Source organism: Kitasatospora sp. NPDC004615, from assembly GCF_042873545.1.
Classification (GTDB): Bacteria; Actinomycetota; Actinomycetes; order Streptomycetales; family Streptomycetaceae; genus Kitasatospora.
Genome location: NZ_JBIALQ010000003.1, coordinates 476,130 through 493,326, shown reverse-complemented (window position 1 = coordinate 493,326; position 17,197 = coordinate 476,130). Strand labels below are relative to the sequence as shown.

The window sequence follows — 17,197 nt, the reverse complement described above, 5'->3', positions numbered from 1 at the left end:
GCCCCCACTGACCACCTGCGCGGTCACAGCGCATCGACAGGAGAGCCCCTCGTGCCGAAGTCTCGACTCCGCAAGAAGGCCGATTACACGCCGCCGCCGTCCTCCGCGACCGCCGTGAAGATCAGTTCCGGCCGGAGCTGGGTGGCACCGCTGATGCTGGTGCTGTTCCTGATCGGCCTGGCCTGGATCGTCAGCTACTACGTGACCAGCGGTACCTGGCCGATCCACAGCTGGGGCAACTGGAACATCCTGGCCGGCTTCGGCTTCATCGCGGCGGGCTTCGCCGTCTCCACGCAGTGGAAGTGAGGCCGGTGCCGCCCGCCGGGCGGTTCTCGGCCTGACGCCTGCCCGCACCGCTTCGGACTCCGGGCCGAAGCGGTGTTCGGCATGCCCGGACGTCGGCCGGTCACGGAGCGTCCGAACGTTTATCCACAGGGTTGTCCACACTGGGGAAAACTTCGCCGATCCTGTGGATAACCCGAAACGCAGCAGGATAACGCGCGTAGACCCGGGAAATCCAATCGTCCGCCACACCCCACCTGTGGAAAGACCGCGGCACCGCCGACCGGCCCGGTCAACCCGGCAGACGGGCCATTCCGATCAGCACCAGGGCCAGGCTCGCGGCCAACACCGCGGCCGTCGTCAACCCCTGCACCAGATTCCGGTGCGCCCGTGGGGCGTACATCATGCCCGCGCCGATGACGGTGCCCGCCACCAGACCGCCGACGTGCGCCCGCCAGTCGATCACGCTGCTCAGCGAGAAGGTGAGCACCAGGTTCACCACCAGCAGCGCGATCACCGGCTGCATCGGCACCCGGTTCACCTTGAACAGCACCGCGGTGGCGCCCAGCAGTCCGAAGATCGCCCCCGACGCGCCGACCGTGAACAGCTGACCGTGTGCCGACGCCAGCAGGAACGACAGCGCGTTGCCCGCGATACCCGCCACCAGGTACAGGCCGAGGAACCGCACCCGGCCGAGCACCCGCTCCAGCTGAGGTCCGAGCACCCAGAGCGAGAACATGTTGGTCGCGATGTGCAGCAGCCCGCCGTGCACGAACATCGCCGTCACCAGCCGGTACCACTCCTGCGGCCCGGCGGCCATGCCGAACTTCAGCCCCGGCCGCGGCACCCAGCTGAACAGGCCCAGCTTGACCTGCCACTGCGTGGCCACGTACTCGGTCAGCAGGAACACCAGCAGGTTCAGGCCGATCAGCACCTTGGTGACCAGCGCGCCGTCGCCGAGCGCCAGCACCCCGCCGAACGTCGTCCGCTGCCGGGGCTGCCGCTCGGCCGCGCCGTGCACGCAGTCCGGGCACTGGAAGCCCACCGAGGCGGGCACCATGCACTCCGGACAGATCGGACGTCCGCAGCGCGCGCACGACACGCCGGTCTCCCGCTCGGGGTGCCGGTGGCACCGGGGCAGGCCGGACTCCTGGCTGTCCACGGGCGTCGGCCGCACGGGCTCCTCCGGAAGCATCGGCGCAGTCCCTCCATCAACGAAACGGTCCCGGCGCCGCCGCCGCACGAAACGGGGCACCACCGGGACCGTCCAGGCTACTGCGCGCCGGAACGCGCGGGGCCGCCCCGCAGGGCGGCAGGGGCTCGAATCAGCCGCGCGAGATGACGACCGACTCGATCACCACGTCCTGGACCGGGCGGTCGTAGGGCTTGGTGGTGGCGGTGGTGCCGATCGCGTCCACGACCTTCTGGCTGGCCGCGTCGACGACCTCGCCGAAGATGCTGTGCTTGCGGTTCAGCCAGGTGGTCGGGGCCACCGTGATGAAGAACTGCGAGCCGTTGGTGCCCGGGCCGGCGTTGGCCATGGCCAGCAGGTACGGGCGGTCGAACGACAGCTCCGGGTGGAACTCGTCGGCGAACTTGTAGCCCGGGCCGCCGGTGCCGTTGCCCAGCGGGTCGCCGCCCTGAATCATGAAGCCGTCGATCACGCGGTGGAAGACGGTGCCGTCGTACAGCCGCTGCTTGGCGACCTCGCCGGTCTCCGGGTTCTTCCACTCGCGGGTGCCCTCCGCCAGCTCGACGAAGTTGGCCACGGTCTTCGGGGCGTGGTTCGGGAAGAGCTTGACCACGATGTCGCCGCGGTTGGTCTTCAGGGTGGCGGTGAGTTCCTCGGCCACGGGAGTACCTTCCTGTCTTTCTAGCTGACTATCCGAGGAATCATCCCATGATCGCCGCAGACGGCTCAGCCGAAGGTGCTCGGCGAGGAAGCAGGATGCATGATCTCCTATCAGGTGGAAAGGTGCATACCGGACAAGAACGCCGGACACCCGCCGAGAAGGAGAAGCCCGTGAGCCGTACGGACACCGCGCGCGAGACCGCCGGACGGGCGAAGGACGCCGTCGCGCCCTACGCCGCCTCCGCGAAGGAGGCCTATCTGCACTACGCCGAGGAGGCCAGGCAGGTGCTCGGCCCCAAGCTGGAGGCGCTCGGCCCGAAGGCCGCGGCCGCCGGAGCACAGGCCCGCAGCGGGGCCGGCCAGGCCGCGCAGGCCGCCCGGGTGCAGTACGTCAAGCACCTCGCCCCGCACCTGGAGCAGGCCTTCTTCAGCCTCCCCCCGGACACCCAGAAGGCCGCCCTGCGGGCCGTCCACCGGGCCCAGGAGGCCGCGCTCGCCGCCAAGCTGTCGGCCGGCCAGGCCGCCTGCCAGGCCCGGACGACGGTCGCCCCCAAGGTCGCCGAGACCTTCCAGGCCGCCCGGGAGAGCGTCGTCCCGCTCGCCCAGGAGGCGCAGGCCCGCAGCGCCGCCGCGATCACCGCACTGCACGGCAACGTCAGCGCTGCCGAGATCAGCGAGCTGGCCGCCAAGAACGCCAAGAAGAAGCGCTGCAACGGCTGGGCGACCGGCCTCGCGGTGGCCGGCGCCGTCGCGATCGGTGCCGGCGTCGCCGCCTGGCAGTGGTACCGCAAGCAGAACAACCCCGAATGGCTGACCGAGCCCCCGGAGCCCGCCACCGCGCCGCCCACCACGCCCCGGCCGGGCAGCGCCACCGGCGCCCCGGTCGGCGGGGCCACCATGAACGGCTCCGTCCCGCACGACACCCCCGAGGACGCGCAGGGAACGGGAACCACGCCCGGCCAGCCACCGGTCGGCACCCCGCCCGAGGACGACCGCCCCAAGCCGCACGACCCCCGCAAGCCGCACTGAACCGGGGCGGTGCTGACGCCCCCGCACCTGACAGCAGAAACGACTCCGCCCGACCGCAGAACTGCGGCCGGGCGGAGTCGTTTCGAAGTGGAGCCTAGGGGAGTCGAACCCAAATTTTACAGAGGCGTGACCTGCACCGATATCTGAAATGCGGACATACACAGGCAATCCTCATGCCGCTCAATGGCACTGAGAGTGCCCCGATGCGCATCGGTGCGGGAAGTCCAGCACCGACGATCACGGCCGGGCAGTGCCGCTGCGCAGACAAAACCGCCCCCGGAAGGTCCCCGGGGGCGGCTCCAACCACTACGGTCCGTCATCCTGACGACTGGGCGGCCTCGCTGCTGCCCCCGTAGCGGCCGGTCGATGGGCCCGCCTATCGAACAGATTGTCGATAAGTGACGAATGTGTGATGCAGACTTTTGATCATGTACGAGTGAATGTCAACGGGTGTCACCAAGAACCCGTCGAGCCCCTACCGAGCAGCAGCTCGAGCAGCGGACACGGTTCGGTCGGCGGCTCCGGCGACTTCGCGTCGAACGCAATCTGACTCAGGAACGTCTGGCCGAGCTAGCCGGCCTGGACCGCCAGACCATCGGCTATTGGGAGCGTGCGCAGACCAACCCAGGGCTGGACGAGATCACCGCGGTGGCCAGCGCCCTCCACGTCGACATGTGGCAGCTGTTCATCGGCTAGGAACCAAGCCGGGCGCTCCGGCGAACCGCCTGCTCGCCCGGGCCCTCGGCGTTGAGACCTGGCAGCTGGTTTACGGCTGAGCGGCTGGTGGCGGCGTCAGGCCGTTGACCTCGTTGAGCCATGCCACAGTGTCGTCGGCATCGCGGCGACGGACGTAGAAGTCCGCCATGTCCATCGCCATTCGCCACTGTCCGTTGGGCAGCCGGATGCCCCAGATCGGCGTGCCGTCGGCGTGGGTGCGGAGCAGGTCGCCGTAGTAGTAGCCGCGCGCGGCCGGGTTCACCTCCGCCACCACGAAGCCGAGGGGCGCTCGGTGATGTCCCGCTGCCAGCTGATCCAGTCGGCAGCGCCATCGCGGGACCACCGCACCAACGGCTTGCCATCGTCCCGCACCCAGTCGTTGGCGTCGGTGTCCCAAACCGCCCACAGGACGACACCGCGCTGGTTGGCCGGCATCTGGCGGGGCTCGAAGCGGCCCTCTCGCCACCGCAGCATGTTAGCCATGGTCGACGTCCAATCGGGTTCCGGGCCGGCACGTGGTGCCACCCACCCAAAGGCGTCCCGCCTCCAGACTGGCCCGGATGTGCGCATTCGTGCCAGCGTGGCCAGCGGCAGCTGGGGATCGCGGGTCAGCGCTGAGGAGCACGACGACGGCACCGCCCTCCCTCAGCAGGAGACCCCACCCGTCCGGTGCCGGTACCCGCCACGCGGCCCCCGTGCCAGGCACGTGCAGCATGGCCGCTTGCGTGGTGTAGGTCACGCGATCGCTGATGTCCGGCATCGCGTCGTGTGGGCTGGCGAGGCCGATGGCCCGGGCGATCCGCGTGATGGTCCGCACGTCCGTCGTCACCGGCGGCGTCACGAGCAACGTGGCGACCAGGCCCCTGCGGGACGCCTCGATCCACGCACGTGACGCGATCGCCGGCAGTCGGCTCGTGGGGTCCGGCACCCAGGCCTGGGCGGGGCCAGTCGCGTCAGCCCTCATGGTCGACTCGCACATGAGAGGTGCAGACGACGGTGTTGAAGTCGCGCACCACTCCATCGCAGTTCCCGGGCAGGGTGAGGACGCCGTTGGGGTGGAGCGGGGGCTCATCGGAGCCGCAGGTGATGCAGGCCTCTCCATGGAGGCGAGCAAGGCTGATGCCCTGATCGGGCAGGGGATCTTCTGCCGCGCGATCAGCAGTATCGAACACCGGGATGATCGGCATGGGCAGGCCTCCGGAACACGGCGATACAAGAAGTGGCACCTCATCAGGTTCGACCGAAACCCGGCGAGGAGCGATACCACATAGGTAATCTCACGGTGAGATCCCTCTGCAGAAGTCAGGCCAGCCATGGGTAGTCCCCCCGCACTGATGCCGATCACGCTGCCCGATTTGGCGTGGCAGCACTCCGACGTCCGCCGAGCACTTCACGACCGGCAGATGGGCGCGGTGCTTCGCTTCGTGCAACATCACACGGGTGCCAGCCAGGGTCGCCTGTCCATGGCTGTGGGCATGACCCAGTCCCGCGTGAACGAGATCATGAACGGTCGGCGCGTGGTCAGCAGGCTCGACGTCTTCGAGCGGATCGCCGATGGCCTCTCCATGCCAGATGCGGCCCGCCAGATTCTGGGCCTCGCTGCTCGACGGCGCGTTAGCTCCACCGCGTTCGAGCTGGCCGCCTGGCCGGAGATCGTGCGCGTGTACGAGTCCCAAGACGCGGCCGCGGCTGAGATTCAGCGCACGGCCCGATCCGCCAGCGAGATCGACGTCCTGGCCGTCCGCGGACTTGGACTTCTCGGCCTGTCCAACAGCCTCCTGAGACCGCATCTCGACCGCGACGGCGACACCCCGCCACGGCTCCGCGTGCTCCTGCTCGACCCGGACAGCCCGGCCGCCGCGCAGCGCGCCGCCGAGATCGGAGAGTCAACCGAGTCCCTGGCGGCCGGCATCCGCGCGGCAGAGGCCCGCCTTCGCGAGCTGGTGCCCGCCGGCGGGGTGGAGGTCTACCGGTACCGGGCGCTACCGGTCTGGCGGGTCATCAGGCTCGGGTCGGTGCTGTACGTGGGGGCGTTCGACGCCGAGTGGGAGGGGCACGAGTCCGCGACGTACAAGCTGGTCCGCACTCCGAATGGGCCCTTGTGGGCGGGGTTCCGCAGGCTGTTTGATGCCATGGTCGAGGACAGCACCCGCATCATCTGATGGAGGACCAGGTGGCTATCGAGGCCGAACTGAAGGCGATCGTGCGCGACCCCGAGAGCGTGTTGGCCGCGTTGGAGAAGACAGTGGGGCCCGGACGGGTCGAGGTGTACCAGGACACCTACTACGACGACCCAGCGGGCAGTCTGATGGACGCCGACCGCGAGCTGCGGATCCGCACCGTCCACGGCCCGGACTCCACCAGGACGGTGCTCACCTACAAGGGCGCCCGCGTGGACGAGAAGTCCGGGTCGAAGCCGGAGTTCGAAACGCGATTGGACGATCCGGATGCCGCCCACGCCATCTTCCGCGGGCTCGGGTACATCGCGAGGATCACGTTCGAGAAGCGCTGTCGGAACTACAACCTCACCGCAGACGGTCGGCTGGTGCTGGCCACCCTGGTGCGGGTGCCCGAGATCGACGGCACCTACCTGGAGGTTGAGACGGCCGTAGTGGATGAAACAGAGTTGCCGGCTGCCCTTGCCGTAGTTCGTGGTGTGCTGCACGAACTCGGAATCGGCGACGGCGACCTCACTGCCGAGCTGTACACCGACGCCGTGGCGGCCGTCCGGCGGTAACGGACCCGCCGGACACAGGGGGGATCATGACACCGGTCAACCCGGGCGTTCCCGCCCGCCGGCACCGTCACGCATGTCGGATCGCCGCGCTGGCCCTGCTGATGGGGTCCGCGGCGAAGGCCGCGAGCACGGTGTACAGGCAGGTCGCTGCCGCGCCGCCCGGCCAGGCGGACGTGGAGGTCACGCTCCTGCCGCTCCATCAGGTAAACCTGGCCGCTGTCACAACCGGGCTGGACCGGGCCCGCGCTGAGGACGCCGCGCGCTGGCCGGCCGCAGTGCAGTGGGAGGCGGAGGAGTCTCGGCGGACTTACGATGTGCGATACGTTGCGGCACGGGCCCAGGAGATCGTGGACCAAGTCGACCCGCCGGTCGGTCCGTACGCTGTGCCGCCGCTGACGGCGGAGCAGGTTGCTAGGGGCGACCTGATCACCGCTGTTGATGAGGTCGCCCTGCTGTGGAAGAGCGACCCCGAAGAGGCGATCGCCCGGGTCCACGAGATGGCCGCCGACGGTGATCTCGCTGCTGTTGAGATCCTGGACGAGGCAGCAGCCAGCGCAGAGCGGTGCGCGCTGAGCGCCATGCGGCAGGCGTGCGTTGCGGCCAGCGCGAGCGAGGCAGCTGCGCTTTGCCTGGCCGCCGTCACCCACGCGGTGCTTGGGGTGTCCATGCTCAGCACAGACCCGTGATGCCAGGTCAGGTCGATGACGGCGCGGTGCGGTCGAGGGTGTTCCGCAGGTCGTCAGCGGCAGCCAGCAGGCGCCCTGCGTGGCCAGGGTCATCAACGACCACCCGACCAGCAGCGAAGGCAATGACTGGGATGGTGCGCTGAATAGCGGCCTGGAGGTCAGCGATGTACGCGTCGCGAGGGTCGATGTCCATGACGTCATCATGGCGAGTGTCCAGCATCGCCACGCCAAGAACGACGGAAGCCGCCCCACCTGGCCGAAGCCGGGCGGGGCGGTGGTGTTCAGCGGCCCATGACCTGCGCGATACCAGCACCTGATCCGGCACCGAGGATGACAGCAGCACCCATCGCCATCCACACCCGGGCCTCCAGAGCGCGCAGCCGTTTCTCGTGATCGCTGGTCTCCTCCCGATGACCACGCTGGTCCTCCAGGAACCGGTCGATCTTCTCGTCCATCCTGATCTGCCGGTCAGCGATCCTTCGTACCTCCGCGTACATCTGGCCAGGCGAGATGACGACACCCGGATCGGGCGAGGTGGTCACTCGCGCACCGCCAGGATCGGCGGCAACTGACGGGCGGGCGGCATCGGTGCAGTCACCTGCGTGCGCGTCCACATCGCCACCACTGCCGCCACGGCAGACAGCGCCACGGCCTGCTGGTCCGCCGACCAGTGCAGTCCGTAGCCGACGGCGAGGGCGAGCGCGGCCTGCACCAGGCCGAGGACCGCCGCGCCGCGGCCGTCGTGGGCGACCAGCGCGACGACCAGGCCGACGAGCGCAGCCGCGGCGGCATTGACCAGCGCCTGCTGATCGTCCGTCACGCGCAAGCCGAACGCCGCACCGAGCTTGACGGCGACGGCGACGAGGGCGAGCCACAGAGCGGGCTCGCGGCCGAGGATTCTGGGCATGGGGGTCTCCTGAGAGGTTGAGGGAGCCGGGGGCCGGGCGGCCCACACGGCGAGGCGGTGCAGCAGTTGCTCGACGAGCCCGGTCACGTGATGTTGTCGGTGCGGAACGCGCAGGCCCAAGTGGCCGGGCCGACGATGCCGTCCGCCGTGAGCCCCTTCTCGGCCTGGAACTGACGGGCCACGGCGGCCGAGGCGGGCCCGTACCAGCCGTCGGCCGTGATCGACCAGCCGCGGTCCCGCATCCGCTGCTGCCACCGGCGGACGTCGTCGCCGTGCAGCATCGGCGAGGCGAGACGGAGCAGGCGGCCGGGCCACTGCGGGTCAGCCGGGGTCCGCTGTCCGGGGCCGGCCTGCCCGTAGGCGGGGCGGCCGTAGCCGACGATCACCTCCGGACCGCGCACCCGCCGAGCACACACGTCCATGGTGTTGCCCTCGATCGTCGCGACCTGGCCGCCGGGCAGCACGTCAGTCACGATGCCGACGTGGTCGATGTTCGCGATGCGCCCGCTCATCGACCAGTCGAAGAAGACGATGTCGCCGCGCCGGATTCCGGCGGTGCCATACGTCCAGCGGCCAGCCTGGACGAACGCGTTGGCGTGCTCGGGGGTGTAGGCGCGGTCCGTGCCGAGGCAGACCGCGTCCCACTCGCCGGCGTCCGCCGACCAGCGGGTGATCGAGGCGTCGCACCACGGGAAGTTTCCGGCGTAGGCCGGGCCGTTACGGTCGCGGTACCAGGTCTGGATGGCGTTCGGCTCGGGGGTGCCGAGCCACCGTTCGGCCGCCTGGACCATCACGTCGACGCTCACTGCGCGCTCCCTTCGCCGGCCGGGGCGCCGTACACGCCCTGTGCGTTGGGCGGCCCGAACAGCTCGGCCAGCAGTGCGGCCTCGTTCGGGTCGGTCGCGCCGTTGCCGGTATCCACGAGCAGCATCGGGACGAGGTTCGGGTCGGGTTCGGTCGGTCGAGGGTCGATCACGTAGTCCTCCAAGTGGAATGTGAACGTGCGAAGTTGTCGCCAACTCGGGCTGATGTGAGGAAGGTGTGGTGGCTGCGCGCTACCGTGGTGAGCACCAACAGCCAAGGGGGGCAATGGACATGAGAATCAGCAGGCAGACGGCGGCGATCGCGGCCAGCGTCGTGGCGGTGCTCGGTATCGGCGGTGGCGCGTGGGCGCTCGGCACGGGCGCCGGGACCGGCCAGCAGCAGGTGCAGCAGGCCGACGTCGTCGACACCACCAGCCCCAGCCCGACCGCCACCGCCAGCCCGAGCAGCAGCCCGACCGCGAGCACCGAGCCGAGCCAGCAAGCGACCACGGCGGCCCCCAGCACCACCGCGCCGGCCACCGCGGCGCCGACTCCGACGAGCACGAAGAAGGGCACCAGCGTGAGCACCCCCAGCACCCCCAGCACCCCGAGCGACCCGGACCCGGCTACCCCGCCGCCCAGCCCCGGCACCGCCGGCCAGAACAACGGCGGCCACGGGACGGTCGACAACGGCCCGTACCCGTCGCAGGCCCCGCCCCCTTCGAACGGCGCGACCGACGACCCGTACGCCCAGCACTAGGACTGGATGCCGAACGTCGAGAGGCCGCGAACGCCGATGCTCCCCGTGCTCCCCGGAGTAACGCGCGCCTGCCAGTGCAAACTGAAGCGCGTTTCGTGGCCCCCCGACACGGCGCCGGTGACGGAGCCCCAGAGGAACGCGCCAGCAGCAATGTCGGCAGGGCCCGCGACGACGTTGTTCGCGTCGTCGATCAGCTGAATCTGTCCGGACGTGGTGGCATCCGAGCACCGCGCCAAGAAGTTCGCCTCCACGCGCGGGTGCTGCTTGTACCAGATCAGGTGTTGCAGCGTTGTCCACGACGTACTGGAGGTCGTGTACGCAGGCACCTCGGTCGCACCGAACCAGGCGTCGGTGCTGAGGTAGGGCCGGGCGAGGCCCTGGCCAGCCATCCGGTCGTCCGCGATGATGGTGTTCCCCGCGCGGTCCCAGATCGCGAGCGGCTGGGGGGACGCCCCGGCTCCGTCCCAGATCGCCATCGCGGCACTGCCGTCCTCGCGACGAAAGACGGTGCCGAACTGTGCGGTGCCGTCGGGGTGATTGGGGCCGATCGCGCCGATGTAGAGCACGGTCTGGCCGTTCGGCGTGACCACGGACAGGGTGCCGCCCTTGCTGATCGTCACGCCGCCGCCGGTGACCTGGTTCTGTGCCGGCCGTTGCTGGGTGCGGCCCTCGATCTGCCGGAGCTTGTCCTCCACTGCGCGGAGGCGGTCGAGGAGGTCGATGGGTACGTTCGCGGTCATCAGGCGGCCTCCAGGTACAAATCGGTGGACTCGGCGCGGCCGCGCTCCTCGGGCTGGACGCGGTAGCCGACGACGCGGTAGCGGGCACTCAGCCCCTCGGGGTACCAGTCGTCGGTGATCCGCAGCCTCACGAAGCTGCCGAGGGCGGGCTGTCGGCCGGGCGCGGCGGCGATGGTGACGGAAGGGATGACGATCGGGCGTCGCCAGCGGGCGAGGTCGGCCTGCGCGTAACTGTCCAGGGTCGCTTGGACATTGACGTCGGTGTAGTCGCTGGTTCCGTCCAGCCGCGGCCAGCCCTCGGCGAGGTCGGACGGCGCGGTCGCGAGCTGGGACATCAGCGGCACGCTGGCCGACGCCTGGTCTGAGTTCGTGCTGGCACCGCGCGAGATCCAGTTGTTGGCCTGGGTGGTGGCGTCCTCGGGCAGGCTGTACGCGGTGATCGCGCCCTCGCCCTGCGCGCCGGCCGGGGTGGTCAGCACGGTGTCCACTCCGGACACCGTCAGGCGCGGGGTACCGAGGCGCAGAGCCCGGTGCCGGACGCCGGCGCTGTCCCGCCAGACCTGAATCCGCCACTCCGGGCCGCCGATTACCGCCGCGAGCTGGTCAAGCAGGGATCCGATCCACGGCAGGTCCCACCGCGAGTAGGTGCGGTCCCGGAACACGCCGGACAGCTGGCTGTAGTCGATTTCGATGCCGAGTTGGCCGCCCGGCTGGGCCTGCGTGTAGCCCACCAGGGCCCGCGCGATGTCGAGCTGGTCGGCGCCCGTGAACGTCTGGGTGTCGAGCAGCAGCCGGTGGGATCGCAGGATGGACTCCAGGCCGGCCGCCTGTATCGCGCATGTCAGCACGCCTCGAGCGTCCCGCGCCGGTGTGCGGGTCCACAGCGGTCCGCCCCATGCGACCTGCCCGGCACGCTCCAGATAGAGCATCGTCCGGCCGGGCAGCAGCACAGAGCGGGCCCGGGCGGCGAGGTCGCGATTCGGCAGCGGGATCGTACCGGAGAGGCTGCCCGTTTTCCCGATGTAGTCGTCGTACGTGGCGCCGCCGATCGGCAGGACGTCCAGCACCACGTCCGTCCGAAGATCGGATACGACCAGACGGTAGGCCTGATCGTCCATCACACCACCCGGTGGAGCCGGATCCAGGAGCCCGCGTAGACGATGCCCGGAGCGGCGTTGGCCACGTTCTGCGCCGCGGTGAAGCGGAACGTACCTGGGGTCGCGCCGATCGTCAGGCGGCCCATCAGGTGCCCGGTCATCTTGGTGGTGTTCGCGGTGATGCCGCCGACAACGAACCCGAACGTGCCGATCTGCTGCAGGTCGACGATGACGGGGGTGACCGTCGAGCTGGCACCGCCAGCGGCTGACCGCATCGACCACCCGAAGGCCGCGCCAGTCGGGCCGGTGAAGCCCATCAGCATGTTGCTGCTCGGGTGGGCGCCGTAGATGATGTGCCCGTCTACCAAGTACTCGGAGTTCGCCGGGAGCGCCACGGACAGTGCGGTGTCGTTGGTCTGGGTGGTGTTGGTGTACTGCTGGTCGGCGGTCTTGCGCAGGGGGATCCAGCCGCCTACGCCGGTCACCGACAAGTCGCCATCGACTATCAGCGAGTCCGGGGTGCGCAACCTGTTAGCGGCATCGCGGTACAACTCGACGTCCGCCCCGATGACCAGCCGCCCGCTGGTGCCGAGGTAGAGCCGTGACTCCCAGGCGGCGCCGGGGCCATTCCAGCGCTCCAAGCCAGTTGCGGTGCCTCGGTCACGAAGCTGGCCGTCGTACGCGCCAGGAGAGGTGTCGGGCCCGGGGACGACTCCGCCGGCGGCAACGGTGTACTGCCTGCGGTCGACGCGGGCGGACCAGTTGATCGGGTTGGCAGCGCTGGCGGTCGCCGCCACGGGGATCTCCCACAGGGCGGTAGCGCCGGGCGGGACGGCCGGGGCGGTGGGGGCTGGTGCGGGCGTGCCGGGCACCCGTTCCAGCACCACCTGTGCGGTGCCGACCGCATCGAACTCGGGGTCGTAGACGCGTAGGACGATCAAATCGATGCGCGGGTTGATGCCGTTGCCGTCCGCGAACGCGCTCATCGACTCCGCGATGGTGACCGCCACCGGGTACGCGCCCTGGAGGGCGCCGCCGCCCTGCACGACCGCCCGGCCGGGGCCGATGGTCGGTACCATGCCGGCGCCCGTCAAGGCGAACGGGTCGCCGCCGGGGACGACGCCGGAGCGGACGGTGAGCGGGCCGGTGGGCATGCCGCCGCCGGGTCCGGAGGCGAGGCGGGTGTCCGTGCGGGTCTGCCCGCCGGCACCACCGCGCGGCTTCAACCAGCGGGATGCGAAGGCCATGTGAGGACCCCCCTTACCAGTACGCGGAGCGGAATCGGACGGTGAGGCTGGCGGCCGGGTCGGCCGTGACGGCGCGGAAAGCGAGCGTCGAGGTGCCGGGCGGCAGTACGAACGCGCCCTCGGGAATGGAGCGGGCGGTCGCGGTGTACAGGCGGGTCATGCCGGACGCGAGCGTCACCGTGCCGCCCCAGGTGTCCACGGTGAGGACGTCGGACGCGGCCAGCATGAGGTCGTACTCGAGCATCTGGCCGGTCTCAACGATGGTCACCGAGGGCCTGTTGACGGGGCCTCGGATCTCCAGCACCGGGTGCGCCTCGGCGTCACCAGAGTTGGTGCAGGCAACGTTGCCGGTGCTGGTGCTGGCCCCCCAGTCCAGGCCCGTGGGCGAGTCGCCGTCGTGCCAGTCCAGGCCGGGCGGGCTCGCGCCGTCGGCCCAGTCCAGGCCAAGGCCGGGCTGCGGCAGGCCCGTGGTCAGGACCTGCTCGGCCACGTCGTAGCGGCGCGGATCGGTCGCCTCCCACGCGACGGTGACCGTTGGGGTTCCCTGGGCGGCCTGGGCGTCGTTGGGAATCGCACGGGAGAAGACCCGCGCGCGGACGAGCTGGGTCTCCCCGGCGAGGCGGACGACCAGCGGCTGCTCGTTCTGGACCAGCGCGGTGGCGGCCAGCAGGGCCCGGCGTACGGCCGGAAAGTCTGCCGGCCACGCGGTGACCTGCATGTCGGCGGTGATGATCCGGGACTGGGACAGGAGACGGCCGAGGTAGCTGCCGTGCTGCTGGGCACGGGGGACGGTGCCGGAGTCGACGGCTGGGAGGGTATCCCAGCCGTCGACTTTCGCGACCTGCACCAGGGTGCCGTCACCCCACAACTGCCCGGCCCACTCGATCTGGAGGTCACGGGTGATCAGTTCGCCCGCCAGGGTCGCCACGGTCGGTCACCCCCTGCCCTTGGACAGCATCTGCAGCTCGACGGCCACCCTGCGGGGGTTGCCCGAGTCGGACTCCCAGTAGTTCTCGATCTGAAGCGCCGCACCCTGGACGCTGCCCGTGGGGGCGCCGGCGGTGGTGGTGTAGGCGGCTGCGACGCCGACGGAGACGGGTGCGGCTTCCTGGAGCATCCAGTCGGGGATCGTGGGCGGGACGACCAGGCCGGCCATCGCGGCCTCGACCGCCGGGGACCCGGCGTCGATGCCCTGGACGATGCCGGCGGGGATCCACCGGCCGATCTGGTCGCGCATCACACGTGACGGCGAGTGGATGCCGAGGGCGTCGGCGATCGGACCCGGAATCGCGTCCTTGGCCCAGCCGATCAGCTTGTCGCGCAGCCAGCCGCCCATGCGCTTGATGCCGTCCCACAGGCCGCGGACCAGGTCGCCGCCCTTGTCGAGCAGCAGCGTGCCGAAGCCGGAGAAAGCGTCCGTGATCCATCCGGGGACGCCCTTGATCCAGTCGATCGTGGTGTTCCAGCCGTCGATCGCGCCCTGCTTGATGGAGTCCCAGTGCTTGATCAACAGCCCGGGCAGGGACCAGTTCAGGAAGATGTTCCACATCCGCCCCGGGATGGCCTTCACGAAATCCACGACCCAGTCCCAGGCAGCCTGGGCACCGGACTTGATGTCGTCCCAGTGCTTGATTAGCAGGCCGGGCAGGGACCAGTTCATGAACAGGTCGAGCAAGAACTGGCCGACCCACTTGACCTTGTCGACTACCCAGTCCCAGGCGGCGAGCGTCGCCGCCTTGATCTCGTCCCAGTAGGCGATGATCAGTGCGACGATCGCGATCACCGCGACCGTGATCCAGCCGATCGGGCCCATCGCCATGATCCACGCGGCGGCCATCCGGGCGGCCTGGATCAGGGACTGGGTGCCCATCAGGACCCAGCCGCCGACCACGGTCGCGGAGGCGGCGAGTTGCAGGATCATGCCCCAGGTCGCCCGGGCGCCGGTCGCGATCCACGCGGCGACCTGCTGGGCGCCGGAGACGACCGCAGACGCGCCGGCCGCGATCCAGCCGCCGACCGTCTGGTACGAGGCGGCGACGGACAGCGCACCGTTACGCACCGCCTGAACACCGGAGGCGACCCATGCGGCTACCTGCTGGGCACCGGAGACGGTCGCGGCGATCCCGGTCTGCGCGTAGCCGACGGCCGTGGTGATCAGAACAGGCAGAAGCAGGGTGGTGATGACACCGGCGACGACCTCGATCGTCGTCTTGTTGTCGCTCAGCCAGGTCGAGAAGTCCTGGAGGGCGGGCACCATGTCGTCGCGGACGAAGTGCGCGGCATCGGACAGGGCCGGGACGAGGTTGTCCTTCATCCAGCCGCCCGCGTCCTGCATGGCCGGCAGCAGGTGGTCCTTCGCCCACCCGGCGGCCTCGCCAAACGCGGGCCCGAAGGTGGTGACGAGCTGCCCGCCAACGTCCGCGAGGACAGGCAGGACCTGGCCGCCGACGACGTTGACGAAGTTTTGCTGGATGGTGCGGGTGAACTCGGTCAGCCGGGCGCTTGCGTTGTCGCGCAGCGAGTCGCCCATCCCGGCTGCGGCGCCACCGACCTGACCGAGCGTCGCCACAGCCGAGGACGGGTCGAGGGCCAACAACGCCTTCTGGACGTCCTCGTTCTTCGTCCCGAACAGCCCGAGCGCAGCCGTGTTGCGCTCGACCGGATCCTTGATCGCCCTCAAACGGTCGAAGACCTGGTCAAGCGCGGAAGCCGCGCCGGGCCCGCCCTCGATGAAGGCCTTCTGCATCTCCTTGCCGGAGAGCCCAACGGCCTTGAACGCCTCGTTGACGGAGTCGCCGCCACCCTGCGCGATGAGGACAAACTCTTTGAGGCTGTCGGCGACGACGTCGGTATCGCGGGCGCCGGCCTGCATGCCCTGCGCGAGCAGGCCGGTGGCCTGCTCGGCGGACAGGCCCATCTGTCGAAAAATGGTTGAATATTCATTAAAAGTGTCGCCGAGGTCGTCGGCGCGCGGGCCCATGACCTGTAGGCCCCGGGTGATGGTGTCGAGCGCGGACTCGGCGTTCGGCGCCAGGCCCGTCTTCATCATCTGGCCGACCGCGTTCGCGGCCTGGCCCAGGTCCAGCTCGAACGTGCCCGCCAGGTCGGAGACCTTGGTGGCGATCGACTGGATCTGCTGGTTGGTGGCGTCGGGCGGCAGTAGCCCGGCTGACATGGTCGAGCGGATCGCGTCCGCCGCACCCGCGACATCCTCCGTGACAGCGGAGGCGTACATCTGGCCGGCGATCTGCCCGTACTTCTTGGCGTCCTCGCCGGTCGCGCCGAGCTGGGCCTTCAGTTTCCCGGTGATGACCTGCTGGTCCATCGCCTCACCGATGCCGGCGACCAGCGCCGCACCGCCGAGCGCGCCGGCCGCCAGGAGGCCGACCTTCAGCGAGCCGCCGAGCTTCTTCGCGAAGCCCTCGCCGGCCTTGTCGCCGCCCTCCTCCACCGGCCCGGCAAGCTGGTCGCGGATCTCGGCGCCGATGCCTCGTACCGAGGGGATGATCTGCAGAGACGCGTAGCCGACGGTGGGCACGGGCTGCCTCCCCTCGGTGCGCGGGTGGTCAGCCGGTGTATCCGGCCTCTACGGCTTGCTGATGGGTGCGCGCACGTTCGCGCGCGGCGGCCCGCGCCTGGTCCTTGGCGGCGTCGGCCTGCTGGTCGCGGACGACTGGCCGCGGGTACGGCTTGGGCTTGGCGGCGCTCTTGTCGCCGGTGCGCTGCCAGTTCGCGGCGGCAAGGACGTCGAACACATCGGCGAGCAGGTATTCGGTGGCCGTCCAGAGCGGCCGTCCGGCGATCGCGGTCCGAAGTCGCGACGTCGGCGGCAGCCCCCGGATCAGGGACCGCAGTTCACGCCACGTCAGCTCGCCGGTGAACAGGTGCCGCAGGCGGACGCCCGGGTAGTGGGCCGGGAGGTCGGCCTCGATGGCCTCCCCGTACTCCTCTAGGAGTCGGCGGAGGCCGAGGATTCCCCCGCGGTGGTTCCGCTGTGCTCCTGGTAGGCCTTCCACAGGGCCCGCAGCTTGTAGCCGGGCAGCGGCGTCTTCTGGAACTCCGTCCAGTTCTCGTTGCCGAGGGCCATGCGCAGGGTGCCCATGATGACCTCGATGTCGACCTTGGCGGTGACCTCCAGGGCCTTCCACATGTCGAGGCTCTGCATGTGGGCGAAGGACCAGCGGGCGCCGCCCCAGTGGACGACGAACGGGTCGAGGCCGGCTTCGGCCTGGACGGCGTCGAGGTTGAAGTCGAAGGGCTGGTCGTCGGGCCGGGTCTTGGTGCTCATGCGCGGTGTCTCCTCGTGGTGTGCGCGGTGGGTGGGTGTCCGGGGCGGGCGG

General features: G+C 70.1%; 24 protein-coding genes. 8 read left to right on the top strand and 16 right to left on the bottom strand.

The features are described 5' to 3' along the window. Positions 1–51: 51 nt before the first annotated feature. Positions 52–306, top strand: a complete 255-nt coding sequence (gene crgA, locus ACFYS8_RS13565; RefSeq protein WP_387640071.1) for a cell division protein CrgA — start codon at positions 52–54, stop codon at positions 304–306. A gap of 268 nt (positions 307–574) precedes the next feature. Here crgA and ACFYS8_RS13560 read toward each other — a convergent pair whose 3' ends face one another. Beyond that, positions 575–1,477 (bottom strand): rhomboid family intramembrane serine protease, encoded by a 903-nt coding sequence (locus ACFYS8_RS13560; RefSeq protein ID WP_387640069.1) that lies wholly within the window; start codon positions 1,475–1,477, stop codon positions 575–577. A 130-nt stretch (positions 1,478–1,607) separates the two neighbouring features. Next, positions 1,608–2,135, bottom strand: a complete 528-nt coding sequence (locus tag ACFYS8_RS13555) for a peptidylprolyl isomerase (protein ID WP_387640067.1) — start codon at positions 2,133–2,135, stop codon at positions 1,608–1,610. A 170-nt stretch (positions 2,136–2,305) separates the two neighbouring features. Here ACFYS8_RS13555 and ACFYS8_RS13550 point away from each other — a divergent pair, with 170 nt between their 5' ends. Next, the gene (locus ACFYS8_RS13550; RefSeq protein WP_387640065.1) at positions 2,306–3,163 is read left to right on the top strand and encodes a DUF5324 family protein; all 858 of its coding nucleotides are present in this window, start codon (positions 2,306–2,308) and stop codon (positions 3,161–3,163) included. A gap of 450 nt (positions 3,164–3,613) precedes the next feature. Beyond that, the gene (locus tag ACFYS8_RS13545) at positions 3,614–3,859 is read left to right on the top strand and encodes a helix-turn-helix transcriptional regulator (RefSeq protein ID WP_387640063.1); all 246 of its coding nucleotides are present in this window, start codon (positions 3,614–3,616) and stop codon (positions 3,857–3,859) included. Between the two features lie 70 nt (positions 3,860–3,929). Here the strand turns inward: ACFYS8_RS13545 and ACFYS8_RS13540 are convergent, their stop codons facing one another. Both ACFYS8_RS13540 and ACFYS8_RS13535 read right to left on the bottom strand, forming a co-directional pair. Next, positions 3,930–4,142, bottom strand: a complete 213-nt coding sequence (locus ACFYS8_RS13540; protein ID WP_387640061.1) for a hypothetical protein — start codon at positions 4,140–4,142, stop codon at positions 3,930–3,932. After that, the gene (locus ACFYS8_RS13535; protein WP_387640058.1) at positions 4,139–4,354 is read right to left on the bottom strand and encodes a hypothetical protein; all 216 of its coding nucleotides are present in this window, start codon (positions 4,352–4,354) and stop codon (positions 4,139–4,141) included. Before ACFYS8_RS13535 ends, ACFYS8_RS13540 begins: the two co-directional genes overlap by 4 nt. Positions 4,355–4,629: 275 nt before the next feature. On the opposite strand from ACFYS8_RS13535, the gene ACFYS8_RS13530 reads away from it, so the two are divergent. The 4 genes from ACFYS8_RS13530 to ACFYS8_RS13515 all read left to right on the top strand — a co-directional run bounded on the left by ACFYS8_RS13530 (position 4,630) and on the right by ACFYS8_RS13515 (position 7,303). Next, complete coding sequence (locus ACFYS8_RS13530; RefSeq protein WP_387640057.1) at positions 4,630–5,151, top strand: hypothetical protein; 522 nt, start codon at positions 4,630–4,632, stop codon at positions 5,149–5,151. Between the two features lie 63 nt (positions 5,152–5,214). Continuing rightward, positions 5,215–6,042: a helix-turn-helix domain-containing protein gene (locus ACFYS8_RS13525; RefSeq protein WP_387640055.1), complete on the top strand. Its 828-nt coding sequence runs from the start codon at positions 5,215–5,217 to the stop codon at positions 6,040–6,042. Between the two features lie 11 nt (positions 6,043–6,053). Beyond that, positions 6,054–6,617, top strand: a complete 564-nt coding sequence (gene cyaB / locus ACFYS8_RS13520; RefSeq protein ID WP_387640053.1) for a class IV adenylate cyclase — start codon at positions 6,054–6,056, stop codon at positions 6,615–6,617. Positions 6,618–6,643: 26 nt separating this feature from the next. Further along, on the top strand, positions 6,644–7,303 hold the full coding sequence (locus ACFYS8_RS13515; protein ID WP_387640051.1) for a hypothetical protein: 660 nt from the start codon (positions 6,644–6,646) through the stop codon (positions 7,301–7,303). A 7-nt stretch (positions 7,304–7,310) separates the two neighbouring features. Here ACFYS8_RS13515 and ACFYS8_RS13510 read toward each other — a convergent pair whose 3' ends face one another. The 5 genes from ACFYS8_RS13510 to ACFYS8_RS13490 all read right to left on the bottom strand — a co-directional run bounded on the left by ACFYS8_RS13510 (position 7,311) and on the right by ACFYS8_RS13490 (position 9,186). Further along, positions 7,311–7,496, bottom strand: coding sequence for a hypothetical protein (locus ACFYS8_RS13510; RefSeq protein ID WP_387640048.1), 186 nt, complete (start codon positions 7,494–7,496; stop codon positions 7,311–7,313). 88 nt (positions 7,497–7,584) lie between these two features. Further along, on the bottom strand, positions 7,585–7,845 hold the full coding sequence (locus ACFYS8_RS13505; protein ID WP_387640045.1) for a hypothetical protein: 261 nt from the start codon (positions 7,843–7,845) through the stop codon (positions 7,585–7,587). Further along, on the bottom strand, positions 7,842–8,210 hold the full coding sequence (locus ACFYS8_RS13500) for a hypothetical protein (protein WP_387640043.1): 369 nt from the start codon (positions 8,208–8,210) through the stop codon (positions 7,842–7,844). Before ACFYS8_RS13500 ends, ACFYS8_RS13505 begins: the two co-directional genes overlap by 4 nt. Before the next feature lie 83 nt (positions 8,211–8,293). After that, complete coding sequence (locus tag ACFYS8_RS13495) at positions 8,294–9,016, bottom strand: peptidoglycan-binding protein (RefSeq protein ID WP_387640040.1); 723 nt, start codon at positions 9,014–9,016, stop codon at positions 8,294–8,296. Further along, positions 9,013–9,186 carry a hypothetical protein gene (locus tag ACFYS8_RS13490; protein ID WP_387640038.1) on the bottom strand — a complete coding sequence of 58 codons (174 nt, stop codon included), beginning with the start codon at positions 9,184–9,186 and terminating at the stop codon, positions 9,013–9,015. The genes ACFYS8_RS13495 and ACFYS8_RS13490 overlap by 4 nt, the downstream gene beginning before the upstream one ends. A gap of 119 nt (positions 9,187–9,305) precedes the next feature. Here ACFYS8_RS13490 and ACFYS8_RS13485 point away from each other — a divergent pair, with 119 nt between their 5' ends. Beyond that, a complete protein-coding gene (locus ACFYS8_RS13485; protein WP_387640035.1) occupies positions 9,306–9,773 on the top strand; it encodes a hypothetical protein in 468 nt (155 codons plus the stop codon). On the opposite strand, the gene ACFYS8_RS13480 is transcribed toward ACFYS8_RS13485, so the two are convergent. The 7 genes from ACFYS8_RS13480 to ACFYS8_RS13450 are packed head-to-tail and all read right to left on the bottom strand — an operon-like array spanning position 9,770 to position 17,145. Continuing rightward, positions 9,770–10,513: a hypothetical protein gene (locus ACFYS8_RS13480; protein WP_387640033.1), complete on the bottom strand. Its 744-nt coding sequence runs from the start codon at positions 10,511–10,513 to the stop codon at positions 9,770–9,772. The genes ACFYS8_RS13485 and ACFYS8_RS13480 overlap by 4 nt on opposite strands. Beyond that, positions 10,513–11,631: a hypothetical protein gene (locus ACFYS8_RS13475; RefSeq protein ID WP_387640031.1), complete on the bottom strand. Its 1,119-nt coding sequence runs from the start codon at positions 11,629–11,631 to the stop codon at positions 10,513–10,515. Before ACFYS8_RS13475 ends, ACFYS8_RS13480 begins: the two co-directional genes overlap by 1 nt. Next, positions 11,631–12,857 (bottom strand): hypothetical protein, encoded by a 1,227-nt coding sequence (locus tag ACFYS8_RS13470; protein WP_387640029.1) that lies wholly within the window; start codon positions 12,855–12,857, stop codon positions 11,631–11,633. Before ACFYS8_RS13470 ends, ACFYS8_RS13475 begins: the two co-directional genes overlap by 1 nt. A gap of 13 nt (positions 12,858–12,870) precedes the next feature. After that, positions 12,871–13,785, bottom strand: a complete 915-nt coding sequence (locus ACFYS8_RS13465) for a phage tail protein (RefSeq protein ID WP_387640027.1) — start codon at positions 13,783–13,785, stop codon at positions 12,871–12,873. A 6-nt stretch (positions 13,786–13,791) separates the two neighbouring features. Continuing rightward, entirely contained in the window at positions 13,792–16,395 is a 2,604-nt protein-coding gene (locus tag ACFYS8_RS13460) for a phage tail tape measure protein (protein ID WP_387640025.1), read from the bottom strand. A 28-nt stretch (positions 16,396–16,423) separates the two neighbouring features. Beyond that, positions 16,424–16,873 (bottom strand): DUF5361 domain-containing protein, encoded by a 450-nt coding sequence (locus ACFYS8_RS13455; RefSeq protein WP_387640022.1) that lies wholly within the window; start codon positions 16,871–16,873, stop codon positions 16,424–16,426. Then, a complete protein-coding gene (locus ACFYS8_RS13450) occupies positions 16,807–17,145 on the bottom strand; it encodes a hypothetical protein (protein ID WP_387640020.1) in 339 nt (112 codons plus the stop codon). Before ACFYS8_RS13450 ends, ACFYS8_RS13455 begins: the two co-directional genes overlap by 67 nt. Between the last annotated feature and the right edge of the window lie 52 nt (positions 17,146–17,197).